This window comes from Rhodococcus sp. A14 (assembly GCF_011603105.1).
GTDB lineage: Bacteria > Actinomycetota > Actinomycetes > Mycobacteriales > Mycobacteriaceae > Rhodococcus_F > Rhodococcus_F opacus.
In genome coordinates, this window is record NZ_JAAOQS010000035.1 from 1 (window position 1) to 12,542 (window position 12,542).

The following is a 12,542-nucleotide window of genomic DNA, read 5'->3' on the forward strand; positions in this document are numbered from 1 at the left end:
CCATCCCACCCTGCACTATCGACCCTGGGAGACCTGATGACCATCGCCACCGCCACTATGACCCGCGAACAACGCAAATCCGTTGCCCTCGAATATTTCACGAGGTTCGATACCGGCGGCAATGTTCTCGAATTGATGGCCGACGACGCCGTCGTCTACTTCCCCAAATGGGGCCTGGCGCGCGGCAAAGACGAGATCGGCCGAATGTTCGGCGACGTCTCCACCCTGTTCACCGACATCTGCCACTACCCCGAATACCTCAAGTTCATCATCGAGGACGACATGGTTGTGGTCGAAGGAATAACCTCCGGCACCGCCGCCGACGGCACCCCTTGGCGGCCGGGGTTCAGCCACGCCGGCCGGTTCACCGACGTCTTCGAAATTCGCGACCACAAGATCCACCGCTGCTTCATCTACCTCGACCCCGACTACGCCGGCGACGACACCCAGCGCTACCCCTGGCTGGCATCTACCGAAACACCGATCCTCAACCACTGAAACGGAGTCCATGATGACCTCATCACTTCAGGGAGAAGTAGCCTTCATCACCGGAGCAGCCCGCGGCCAAGGGCGCGAACACGCCGTCACCCTCGCCCGGCACGGTGCGAACATCATCGCCCTCGACATCTGCAAACCGGTCAGCACGATCCCCTACGATATGTCCACCAGCGACGACCTCGCCGAGACCGTCGCCCAGGTCGAGGCGACCGGGCAGAAGATCTACGCCGCGGAAGCCGACGTCCGCGACTTCGACGCCGTCCAACAAGTCGTCGACAACGGACTCGAACAGTTCGGGCAAATCGACATCGTCCTGGCCAACGCCGGTGTGTACTCCTTCGGGCCTCTCGACAGCGTCGACATCGAGCTCCAACGCTGGCGCGACATCATCGACATCAACCTCACTGGCACCTTCCACACACTCAAAGCCACCATCCCCTCCATGATCGCGGGTGGCGCCGGCGGCTCGATCGTGCTGACCAGCTCCACCGCCGGTATCAAAGGCCTCCGCTCGATGGCCGATTACACCGCCACCAAACACGGCGTCGTCGGACTGATGCGCACCTTCGCCAACGAACTCGCACCCCACAAGATCCGCGTCAACACCGTTCACCCCACCGGAGTCAACACTCACATGGTGACCAACCCCCAGCTGGTCCAGTGGTACAGCGACCACCCCGACATGGCGAACAATGTCTCCGCCAACCTCCTTCCCGTCGAGCTCGTCGACCCCCACGACATCAGCGAAGCGATCCTCTACCTCGCATCCGACGCAGCCCGCTACGTCACCGGACTCGAGCTGAAGATCGATGCCGGCTTCACGGAGCGTGCCTAGCCACACCGCTTCCGTTCCACCGAGGACGGCGGCGGGGTTTGATCGCGGCTCCAGGGTTCGGCGCCACGGACCTCAGCTCGACGGCACAACGACGAGTCCACGCCCCGACAAATCCTTTGCCACGAAATCCCGTTCGACGACAGAGGCGACCAGCGCTGCGATCGCAATTGTCGTTATCTCATTCGTTACTGAACTGTGAACGGGTCGAGGTGTCGCGGCGGGGCCGTCCACGGCGCCGCCACGACACCTCGAGCGCTTGTCCGACGGAAGGTTGCGTGCGGGTCGGTTCTCGTGTCGACACCGGTGCTGCTGCGGTCTCTGCCATTGGATGTTTCGGGAGGTGCACCCGAAATGAGTTACCTGTGCGTCGCGACGTCCGCTGGTTCGCTCTGCGGCGCGGTCGGGAGATCGATGTCGCTACGCGGGACGAGCAGGCAGGTGATTGCGCCGACGAGCGCTACGGCACCGAATACTGTGAAAACCCAACCGAATGGGACGGAGGCGGACAGGAGCACGCCACCGAGTAGAGGGCCGGTGACAGCACCGAGCCGTCCGATTCCTGTGGTGATCCCGAGGGCAGAGGCTCGAACTCGCGCGGGATAGTGCGTGGCTACATAACCGAATAGCACGATCTGTGTACCAATTGATCCTGCGCCGGCAAGGAGGACGACGACATACATCACCCCTGTGGGAGGGGAGATCGCCATCCATCCGATTGCGACCGCGGCGATGAGGAAAGTCGCAGCTGCCACCGGTCGGCTGCCGTAACGGTCTGCAAGTGACGACCCGCTGATGCCGCCGATGATCGCGCCGGCGTTGAGCAGTACCTGGAAGGTGAGGGCGGAGCCGAGGCTGTAACCCGCCTCGCGCATCAGCTCGGGAAGCCAGGTGTTGAGACCAAACACAAGCAAGAAGCCGACGAAGTTCGCCGCGGCAAAGAGCACCAGGGTGATAAGGGCACGTCCGGAAACCAGTTCGCGTAGCGGTGTTGTGGAGACAATCAACTTCTGCCGATCGGATTTTGATGGGGGTGTCGTTTCCGGGATGACTCGCCACGCGATCGGCAGGACTACTACGAGGGCGAGAGCACCCATTGCCCACAGACCACGGAAACCGAGGGAGCCTTGCAGGCTCAGCGCCATGAGCGCCGCGAGCACACCACCCACTGGCAGTCCGGCCAGCATGAGGGCGTTGAGACGATTTCGTTCGCCTTCACGGGCAACTTCCACGACGAGGGCGATCGCCACGGGGGCAATTCCCCCGAAGCCGAGACCGGCGATGAAGCGGAACAAACCCAGCAATTCGGGCGTGGGCGCTGTGGCCACCGCAACCATTGCTGCGGAGTACCAAATCAGGCATCCCAAGAACAGACGCCGACGTCCGAACCTGTCGGTGAGCGTGCCCGCCGCGATGGCCCCGAAGAACATCCCGAGTAATGCGTAGCTACCGATGGCTCCGACTTCGCCGCGTGAGAGCGACCAGGGTTCATAGGCCAAGAGTGCGGGAATGGTGGATCCGTAGATGATGAGGTCGTAACCGTCGAAAATGATCGCGGCAAAACATACAGCCACGACGGCGTATCGACCGCCGCGCGACGGCAAAACTGTTGTGGCAGAGGCCATGGGGACTCCCTGGAGTGAAGTGGATTACCTCATTGTCCACGATGCGACACTTATGTCAATACTTCGACGGTTCCATTGACAACCAGACGCTACTGTTGATATTTTGACACTCATGTTGGATAGTAACCACGTCACCGAACCGGCGGCTACACCGGCCGATCCAGGGTTAACGCCGTTTCCACAGCACGCGATTGATCAATATCGGCGTCTCGGGCTCTGGGGCGGCCGGTCCTTGCCCAGCGAACTGTTCGCTGCGGCGCGTGTGCATGGGGACCGAGTCGCATTGGTGACCCCCGAGGTGCGTTGGACTTACCGAGAACTCTTCGAGCGGGCAGCAGATTTCGGCGCCGGATTGCTCGCAGTCACCACCTTGCGCGCCGGCGATGCCGTGTTGTTTCAGATGGGCAACGTAGCCGAAACCGTGGTGGCATACCTCGGCTGCCTGGCAGCCGGAGTTAGGCCGGTGTGCACGTTGCCTCAGCACGGTGAACGGGAAGTCAGCCTTCTCGCCGCCCACGTGGGCGCTAGGGGTTTGCTCATTCAAGCGGACTTCGGAAAGGGCGAACCGCTGACCAACGCGCAATCGCTCCTTGAGCGGGAATTGATCGACGTCGTGATAGTCGCCCGCGGTGAACCGATGGCGGGAGCGGTGTCTTTTCAAACGATCCTCAGCGGCGGGTCCATGTTGCCGGCACCCGACGACGTGAATCCGGACGAGATCGTGGTCTTCCAGCTATCCGGCGGGACGACGGGGCTACCCAAGGTCGCGCCGCGCCTACATGAGGAGTACGTCTACAACTCCAGAGCATGGGCCGAGGCATTGAGGTGGTCACCGGCCACGAAAGTACTTTATCCGCTCCCGCTTCTGCACAACGCTGGCATCGCGCTTGCCCTGCAGCCCGCCCTGCTGTCCGGTGCGTCGATCGTCCTGGCGCCAAGTGCCCGAATCGACGTCCTACTCGACCTCATCGAGGCTGAGCGTCCGACGACACTTCCGCTGGTTCCCCCCGCTCTGGCTATCCGTCTGCTCGAGGACCCGCGTAGCCGCACCCTGGACCTGTCCTGTATCGAGGACTACATCGTCGGCGGTCAGCGACTGCCGGTGGAGATCGCCGAACGGTTGCGCGACGAGCTCGGCATCTCTGTGCGGCAGATGTTCGGCATGGCCGAAGGGATGTTCCTGGTCACTCCCGCGGATTCCAGCGAGGAACTCCGGTTTCACACTGTCGGGCAACCTATCTCGACGGCCGACGAGGTACGTATCCTCGAGATCGACGGAACCGCTGAGGTACCGTTCGGGGAGATCGGTGAATTCTGCGTCCGAGGGCCGTACACGATCCGCGGCTACTACCGCGCCGCCGAACACAACGCGGACACCTTCACCGATGACGGTTTCTACCGCACCGGCGACCTCGCACGCGCGCACCACCTCGACGACACGACCGTGTACTCCATCGAGGGCCGGATCAAGGACGTCATCAACCGGGGTGTCGAGAAAATCCACGCCGAAGAGGTCGAGGAACTGATCCTGCGTCACCCCGACGTGACCAACGCCGCCCTAGTCGCCATGCCCGACGAGGTGCTCGGAGAGCGCGCCTGCGTCTACCTGATCCTCGAGGAAAACGCCCCACACCTGGCCGTGTCCACGCTCGGGGAATTCCTCCTCGGGCAGGGCCTGGCGAAGTACAAGCTGCCCGAGCGGGTCGAGATCGTGGACCAGTTCCCGCTCTCCAACGTCGGCAAGGTATCCAAGAAGACACTGCGAGAAACGATTACGAATGTGCTCCTGGCCGAGCGCGAACACCACGATTCGCCCGCAACCGGCGCACGCTAGAGGGAGGCACACCATGGCCCATCGCACCATCGACGTCATCGGAGGCGGACCGGCCGGCCTGGCCGCCGCCCGCTTGATCAAGCTCGCCGACCCCTCGGCCCGCGTGACCGTGCACGAGCGATCCGACTCGAGCACCTCGACGTTCGGATTCGGCGTGAGCCTGACCGAGTCGACGATGCGCAATCTCGCGGCGGTCGACCCCCGAACCGCTGAACAGATCCGCCAAGTCAGCTACGCCGGTCATTCGCTGACCCTGCGCGCCACGGATCGGGACGTGCAGCTACACGGCGCACGAAACCTCGCGATCGGCCGGGCCGCGCTGCTGCAGGTGCTCACCGATGCCGCCACCGCCGTCGGCGTCGACATCCGCATGGGATCACGCGTCGATATCTCCGACACCGACGCCGACGTGGTGGTCGCCGCCGATGGTGCCCGCAGCGCCGTACGGGACAAGCTCTCCGCCGAATTGGGCGTCCACATCTCCCACGGCAGCCTGCACTACATGTGGTGCGGGGCCGACTTCGCCGTCGACACCGCCTACTTCGCGGCGCGATCGCTCGACGACTCCTTGTTCGTCACCCACGCCTACCCGTACGCGCAGGACCGCAGCACGTTTCTCATCGAGGCCGACGAGCAGACCTGGGCCTCGGCGGGCCTGGCACACAACGAAGACGGGCTGGCACCCGGAGAGACCGACGAAGCCAGCGTGCGGTTGCTCGAGCAGGCCTTCGCCGTAGACCTCCGCGGCCGGAAACTGCTGACCAACCGGACGCGGTGGGCACGGTTCCCCACTGTCAGCCTGGACCGATGGTCGTACCGCAATGTCGTCGTGCTCGGCGACGCCGCACACACCGCCCACTACACCATCGGCTCCGGGACCAAACTCGCCCTCGAAGACGCGATCGCCCTGTCCGCCGCCCTCGCCGAGACCCCTGATGTAACCGACGCATTCACACGATACGAGGCCGCCCGACGACCGGGAGTGGACAGGTTCAAACACCTCGCGGCTCGCAGCCAGGGTTGGTGGTCAAGCTACCGTTCCCGCCACGTGCAGGCACCCGAACTGGTCGCGCTGTCCTACATGACCCGCGCCGGCAACCTCACGGTCGCTGACTACGCCGTCGATCATCCCGACGTCGTCCGGTCCGCCCTGCTTCACCTCGGTGATGCACCGGTGTCCGAGCCCGATTCGCTCGACGACTGGATCTTGTCCCGCCCCCTTGCGCATGCTTCCCTCGCCCGCCCGGGCCGGGAACTCGCGTCCGCAGACATTCCCGTCGGCGTGGGCGTGCGTCACCTCACCTGGGGCGGCGACGAAGTATGGGGCGAACAAGCGGACGAGCTGGTGGGCCGCCTCCAAGCCGATCCCGCCACGGCGGTCGTGGTGCTGGAAGGACCAGACGATGCAGTGGCCGTCGGCGCTCGAATCGATCTGGCGGAACGGTTCGGATGGCACACCGCATGCGCAGTCCTGGTCGCACTCCCAGTCACTGCCCGCCCCTCGGGCGCAGCAGCAGTGGCCTCGAACCGCTGCCATGCGATTGTCCTCCGATGAGTAAGAATGCAGCTCGCCCCGAGCCGGCAACCGGTGCGCGTCGATACACTTCAGACGTGTCGTCGAAGCAGAGAACCACCAGAGCACAAAGCACAAGACGCCGCGAGTTGCTCGTCGGTGAGTTGCTCGATCGAGCGACCGAATTGTTTGCCGTCAAAGGCTACGAGGCGACGAGCCTGCAGGATATCGCCGATGCCATGGGAATCTCACGGCCGGCACTGTACCACTACCTGCGCAGCAAGGAAGACCTACTCGAAATGCTGGTCGAACAAGTCTCGCGCAGCATGGCGGAAGTCCTCGAAGAACTCCGAACCCGACCGGATCTCACTCCCCTTGCAAAAGTCCGAACGCTGACCGAGTTACTGGTTCGCCAACGCGCTGAGCATCCCAGTCAGTTCCGTATCCTGGACCGTTCGGAAACGGTATTACCAGAACCTGCTGGCACCGAACATCTCGAAGCGAAGCGTCGTATCGTTCGCGAATTGGTCAACATCATCGATGAAGGAGTGAACACAGGCCAGTTTCGGTCGATTGATTCACGTACGGCGGCGTTGAGTCTGCTCGGGATGTGCAACTGGGTTGCATGGTGGTTCCGACCGCAGGATCAGCCCAACATCGAGTCGATAGTGGCGACGATTACCCAATTCGCCGAAGACATGCTGGGCGGACCGAGGCAGGACACCGCCGCCGGGCCGAAAGGACTGATCCACGAGATTCGCGGCCTGCTGGAGAGACTCGAGCCGCAAGTCCTACCGAAGCCCGCGTCGGACTCACGCCGTTCTGAGCCGACTCGATAGACCGCATCGGGCGCGGACACCTGCGGCCGACGGGCGTCCCCTTGCCCCCGACACCTGGGTTGCAGGACTAGCCGGTCGGCGAGATTCGTAAGACTTGGCCCTGCCCACCACGTGACAACGGACGCAAACCACCATTTTCAGGTACCTATTCCGGTAGCGATCTGAAATGGACAACGACGAAGCCTCTCACTCCCGGCCATTCGCGCATCGGATATCCAGGCTCGGCCACGTACAGCTCCTCCGTTCCCGGCTCCAGGACAACTCGGGTCTCCGTCGGATCCAGGCCAACGAGCTCGTGAGCCTGGACAATCTCCACCGATGCCTCCACCGAATTTCGTCGTGAAACCACGACCAGCGCCTTCGATTTGTCCTGGCAATGGGCCGTCGGCCCCCATTCGCCGGGAAAGGCAACCGTTCCCCAGCCGGGTGCGGTCCGACATTCATGCCGGATCCGGCCAATCCGGCGCCTTCTCTGCGCGCGAATTTCGACGGGAACGCAAGGTCCCGAAAATTCAACCGAGGTCTGCCCGAGTGGAGTGACACTGACGTCGTAACCCGGCAGCGTCGGAAGGTGGGTCTCGTCTGTCAGCGTCGTAATAGCAATTTGCCAAGCACTTGACTCGGCGATCTTCCGATCGCATCCAAAGCTCGTGGGCTGGTGACCTGCTGGTGTCGAGACTGCGTTCAACTCACTAATTCCTGAGGTCATGCACCCTCCTCAATTCTTAGGTTGCCACGCTCGCGGCGAGCTGCATGGCCGGTGGAAGTCACCTCCGCGCGAACGGTGCGAGACTTGCACGCGGAGTTACGGTTCCGAGAACCATGTGGGGTTCTTCGAGAGCGCGATCACGATCGTCGCTCCTTCGCGATAGTGTTAGTGCATGGGCACACGGAACGGTGGCGGGGTACGGATGAAAATTGGCCAGCCCACCGAGCGGGTACGCCGGGCGGTCTTCGACAGCGCCCGCGAGATCATCGACACCAAAGGGTTTTCCGCCTTCACGATCGACGAACTCGTCGCGCGGTCCGGGGTGAGCAAGACGACGATTTACCGCTGGTGGAACAACAGGGCTGATGTGACGATGGATCTGCTGCTCGACGCCGCAGGACCGAACGAGCCGATCATTCATCCGGGTTCCGCCCTCGATAATTTGCGCTCGCACATCCGGATCGCGGGCGAATTCATCGGAGGTCCGTCCGGGCACCTGTTGGCCGGCATCGTCGCCGACGCTCAACACGACAGTGCGCTGTCCGAGGCCTTCCGGCAGCGTTATCTCGCCCGCCGCCGCAAGATGACCATCGAGCTACTGACAATGGCGATCGACGAGGGAAGCTTACGACCTGACCTCGACCCGGAACTTGTGGTCGACGTGCTCATCGGGCCGCTCTATTATCGGCTGCTGCTCCAGCACCTGCCCCCAGGGCCGGAAGCTGCGCAGGCGGTGTTGGAGATGGTCCTGACCGGCCTCGCGGCTGGGTAGTCAGCACTCGACGCCAATCGCGGAGCACGTCGGCTCCATCTTCCGAGCGAAGTAGCGCCTTGCGTAGCTGCAACATCTGCGTGGGACAGTTCATTGTGGTTGCGCCGGTCACCAGTCCGTCTTTCATGCTCACGAATAGGTGCTTGTCGCGGCCAAGTTCCTCGTGCACCACCTCCTCCCCCACCATTCCCACGTGCTGGATACGCATGTCGTATTGATCCGACCAGATGTAGGGGACCGCTGAATACGCCTTGAGACGCGCCGCCGCGCCAACCGTGAGGTTCCACGCGACAGCGGAGGCCTGTTCTCGGGCACTGGTCCAGTGCTGCATCCGCATCCGGCGGGCGTACCTGCCGTTGAACCAGCTCGCGATGTCACCCACCGCCCACACCAGCGGGCTTCGCGTTCGCAGAAACTGGTCGCATACGATGCCGTCCTCCAGATCGAGTCCGGAACCGGTCAGCCAGTCGGTGTTGGGATAGGTACCGACCCCGACGACGACCAGATCGGCGGGGACGAAGGTACCGTCCGCGAGGTTCACACCGTTGACTCTCCCGTCCAGCGACGATGCCGACATGATCTGAACGTTGTTGAGAATCTTCACCCCATGTCGTTCATGGAGCTGCGCGACTTCCGTGGCGGCGGCGGTCGGTAGTACACGGTCGAGAATAGCGGGGGCTGCGTCCAGAATCGTCACCTCGAGTCCCAGAGTCTTCGCTGTCGCGGCCACCTCGGTACCGATGAATCCACCTCCGACTACCAAAAGCCGCCGTCCTGGTGCCAGTTCCGTACGCAGTACGCGGGAGTCGGTCAGCGTGCGCAGGTAGTGGACACCCCGTAAGCCGTCAAGGCACGATATGGTCCGACTCTTGCAGCCCGTCGCAATGACGAGGTGTTCGAACCTTACAGTGCTGCCAGTGTCCAAGTGGACTTCGCGGGCGGTGACATCGAGTGCGGTTGCGCTCGTGGAGGTATGCAATGAGATCTCGGCGTCGCGCAGCGTTCGGGAGGTGTCGAGAATGACGGCGTCATCAGATTCGCTTGCAGTCAGGTAACCCTTCGACAACGCCGGTTTGTCGTGCGGTGCATCGGCTCCGGCCTCGAGCACCGCAATAGGTCCGGTCCACCCGCGTTCGCGTGCACCGCGGGCAACACGAATTCCGGCAACGGACGCGCCGACGACGACGAGCTGGCCGTCAGTCACGGTCGTCTACCACCGTCAGTGCGCGCACAGGGCAGTCTGCGGCCGCCTCGATGAGGGCGGCACGGTCACTGTCCGTCACTGCTCGTACTAATTCGACGATATTGGTTTCCGGGTTCAGGTCGAGGACGTCAGGCGCGGCGAATACGCAGTTTCCGTATCCGTTGCACCCGTCCCGGTCGATTCGAAGCTCCATGTCGTTTGTCCTACCTAACATGATCGATTTGATTATTCGAAGGCGAGCGGTAAGTAGTTCGGCCCGAAGTGAATACCACCCGCGAGAGATCCGAATTCCGCGTTGCCGGCCAGTGTGAATGGCGGCAGGTCACTGAGCGTCTGCAAGAGGATGAGCAGTTCGGAACGCGCCAGCGCTGATCCGAGGCATTGGTGCACGCCCCATCCGAATGCCAGGTGGCCAACTCGTCCCCGGTCGGGGTCGAATCGTTGGGGATCCGCGAACTGTCGAGCATCCCGGTTGGCGGCTCCGTAGGCGAGGAGCACGTGTTCTCCCCGCGGAATTGACACACCAGCCAGTTCGATCTCCGTCGTGGTGGTCCGGCCGAACATCTGCGCCGGGGCCCGGTGCCGCAAGATTTCCTCCACGAACGCCGCCGCTTGGGATACGTCCGACCGGAGTGTCTGCTGCAAGCCGGGGTCTGTTGCGAGTGTGTATATAAGATTGCTGGACGCGTTGGCTGTGGTCTCGTGACCTGCGATGGCGAGGGTGAGCAAGATGCGAGCGATCTCGTCGTCCGCCAAATTCCGATCGTCGACCTCGGCGCCGAGCAGCCAGGTCAGATAGTCGTCGGGCCTGTCGACGCGATGCCGGGCGATTTCCTCGTCCATCAGCGCCCGCAGGTCCCGACGTGCCTCGTCGAGAGAGACGTCGGAGATGACCTTCCATTGTTGCTCGGTCAACACGTGCAGCCTGTCGACGGTCTCTGCGGAGAACCCCACTACCTGGGTCAACACACGCAGTGGGAGTGGTAGCGCAACCTCGGCAACGAAGTCACCGCCGCCGGCGGCGACCATCCGACCGAGTAGGTCCGCGATGAGCTCACGCAGGTACGGTTGCATTTCTCGCACCTTTTGCGGGGTGATCGCCCGCGTCATCACTTGGCGATACATGGCGTGGAGAGGTCCATCGAAGTCGATCGGTATCGATCGACCCTCCCCCACTGTCGGTACCCTGATTCCGGCGGCAGAGGAGAAGGTCTCGGGGTCTCGCAACGCGGTCCGCACTTCGTCGAAGCCTGTTATGACCCAGTAACCGCCGTGCGCGTTCGTGTGGCTGACCGGACATCCGGAACTCATCTCGGCGTACCGGTCCCAGATCGCGGGCTCGGTCAGTTCCGGTGAGTGATGGTCGAAGTCGGCGCCGGCGGTCTGATCGCGAACGGGGGCCCGGTCATCGTCGGAGATTCCCGTATTGCCTGTCGATCCGCGGAAGTCGGGTGACGCCATCTGTGTGTTCCTCACCTAGTGCGTTCGAACTATGTGATCCACAGCATAGGGACTACAGTACGTATCGTACAGTTTGTTCCTCATGGCAGAACGGCGCAGTTCAGGCAGGTGACCGAGAGTGGATCCGCTACGCGCTGCCAGGCAGCTCATCCGGCTCGCCGGCGCGGGACAGCGGCTCGAGCACCCCCGTCGCCTCGTTGACGCGATGGGTCCGCGCGATGGCGCAGAGTTCGATCCCGATGCGCTCCGCGTTTCGGCGACCGAGTCGCGCCGTCGGAGCGGCGACCGACAATGCGGCGACCGGAACCTCGCGGACATTACGCAGGACGACGCCGACTGCGGTGAGGCCGACTTCGGACTCCCCGACGTTCAGTGCGAACCCGCGGCGACGAATTGTCCCGAGCGACTGCATCATTGCGTCCCATTTGTCCTGTGGCAGATCATGTTCAGAGTCGAGGCTTGCACCGCCCGATTCATCTTTGACGTGGTAGAGGCGGGACAACTGTTCGTCCGACAGCTCCGCGAGAAGGGCCTTGCCACCGGAGGTGGTGCGGGCCGGCATTGTCGTGCCCCGACGATCCCCGACTCGCAGGTATTGGTCGCACTCGACGCTGGCAATGAACCTGACCCACCGACCGTTGCGAACTACGAGATGAACGGTCTCCTTGAAACGGTCCCGCAGGCTCGTCATGAGCGGCCGCAACAGCATATTGAGCTCACCCGTGCCCTGATGGCCGACAGCGGACATCACGAGCGAAGGGCCCGGGCGATACTCCCGGGCGTCGTCCTGAACTGCGAAGTCTCGATAGACGAGCATTGCGAGCAGCCGGTGGGCCGTCGAGCGGCCGATTCCGAGCAGTTCGGCCGCTTCACTGACGGTCAGGCGGCCCTGGTCCCGCAGAATGTGGAGCAGGAGCAGGGCGTTGTCGACAGAACTCAGTGGATATGGTGGAGGATTCTTCATATCAGAACTATAGGTCGATATGATTCAAGTCACGCTATGTTCATCTGCGTTCCCAGATCACAGAACGTGGAGGCCCACCACGAAACTCTCACACCACATCTTCCGTTAGCGTTCCTTCCTGGAACGACTGCAGCACAGCCTCTTTCACCCGACGGCCGAGCCGGACGCCAAGCTCCCCAGCTTTCCGCTCAGTGTGGCCCGCGGCCTTCCCGGCCACGGCAACGTGCCTCCACAGCCGCCGTCCAGTCCCAGAAGCTACGGCTCACCGGACCTAGAACTTTCCGACCGCCG

General features: G+C 62.9%; 12 protein-coding genes. 6 read left to right on the forward strand and 6 right to left on the reverse strand.

Annotated features, from left to right (window positions below; translation table 11 throughout):
- Positions 1-36: 36 nt before the first annotated feature.
- Together G9373_RS19590 and G9373_RS19595 are read left to right on the forward strand one after the other, a co-directional pair.
- A complete protein-coding gene (locus G9373_RS19590; protein WP_167116296.1) occupies positions 37-498 on the forward strand; it encodes a nuclear transport factor 2 family protein in 462 nt (153 codons plus the stop codon).
- Between the two features lie 13 nt (positions 499-511).
- The gene (locus tag G9373_RS19595) at positions 512-1,333 is read left to right on the forward strand and encodes a mycofactocin-coupled SDR family oxidoreductase (RefSeq protein ID WP_277346595.1); all 822 of its coding nucleotides are present in this window, start codon (positions 512-514) and stop codon (positions 1,331-1,333) included.
- 356 nt (positions 1,334-1,689) lie between these two features.
- On the opposite strand, the gene G9373_RS19600 is transcribed toward G9373_RS19595, so the two are convergent.
- Positions 1,690-2,955: an aromatic acid/H+ symport family MFS transporter gene (locus tag G9373_RS19600; RefSeq protein ID WP_063819629.1), complete on the reverse strand. Its 1,266-nt coding sequence runs from the start codon at positions 2,953-2,955 to the stop codon at positions 1,690-1,692.
- Between the two features lie 112 nt (positions 2,956-3,067).
- Here G9373_RS19600 and G9373_RS19605 point away from each other — a divergent pair, with 112 nt between their 5' ends.
- From G9373_RS19605 to G9373_RS19615, 3 genes are read left to right on the forward strand one after another with little or no spacing between them, the layout of a single operon-like run.
- On the forward strand, positions 3,068-4,789 hold the full coding sequence (locus tag G9373_RS19605) for an AMP-binding protein (protein WP_206032389.1): 1,722 nt from the start codon (positions 3,068-3,070) through the stop codon (positions 4,787-4,789).
- Between the two features lie 13 nt (positions 4,790-4,802).
- Positions 4,803-6,344 carry an FAD-dependent monooxygenase gene (locus G9373_RS19610; protein ID WP_167116302.1) on the forward strand — a complete coding sequence of 514 codons (1,542 nt, stop codon included), beginning with the start codon at positions 4,803-4,805 and terminating at the stop codon, positions 6,342-6,344.
- Between the two features lie 56 nt (positions 6,345-6,400).
- On the forward strand, positions 6,401-7,141 hold the full coding sequence (locus G9373_RS19615) for a TetR/AcrR family transcriptional regulator (RefSeq protein ID WP_167116305.1): 741 nt from the start codon (positions 6,401-6,403) through the stop codon (positions 7,139-7,141).
- A 145-nt stretch (positions 7,142-7,286) separates the two neighbouring features.
- On the opposite strand, the gene G9373_RS19620 is transcribed toward G9373_RS19615, so the two are convergent.
- A complete protein-coding gene (locus G9373_RS19620) occupies positions 7,287-7,850 on the reverse strand; it encodes a hypothetical protein (RefSeq protein ID WP_167116308.1) in 564 nt (187 codons plus the stop codon).
- 172 nt (positions 7,851-8,022) lie between these two features.
- Between G9373_RS19620 and G9373_RS19625 the strand changes: the two genes are divergently transcribed.
- Complete coding sequence (locus G9373_RS19625; protein ID WP_082764718.1) at positions 8,023-8,622, forward strand: TetR/AcrR family transcriptional regulator; 600 nt, start codon at positions 8,023-8,025, stop codon at positions 8,620-8,622.
- Here G9373_RS19625 and G9373_RS48215 read toward each other — a convergent pair.
- From G9373_RS48215 to G9373_RS19645, 4 genes are all read right to left on the reverse strand, one after another.
- Entirely contained in the window at positions 8,516-9,826 is a 1,311-nt protein-coding gene (locus tag G9373_RS48215) for an FAD-dependent oxidoreductase (protein ID WP_167116310.1), read from the reverse strand. The two genes, G9373_RS19625 and G9373_RS48215, sit on opposite strands and share 107 nt — an antisense overlap.
- The gene (locus G9373_RS19635; protein ID WP_061043752.1) at positions 9,819-10,019 is read right to left on the reverse strand and encodes a ferredoxin; all 201 of its coding nucleotides are present in this window, start codon (positions 10,017-10,019) and stop codon (positions 9,819-9,821) included. Before G9373_RS19635 ends, G9373_RS48215 begins: the two co-directional genes overlap by 8 nt.
- Positions 10,020-10,051: 32 nt before the next feature.
- Complete coding sequence (locus tag G9373_RS19640; RefSeq protein WP_167116313.1) at positions 10,052-11,287, reverse strand: cytochrome P450; 1,236 nt, start codon at positions 11,285-11,287, stop codon at positions 10,052-10,054.
- Between the two features lie 127 nt (positions 11,288-11,414).
- The gene (locus G9373_RS19645; protein WP_167116316.1) at positions 11,415-12,251 is read right to left on the reverse strand and encodes an IclR family transcriptional regulator; all 837 of its coding nucleotides are present in this window, start codon (positions 12,249-12,251) and stop codon (positions 11,415-11,417) included.
- Positions 12,252-12,542: the final 291 nt, after the last annotated feature.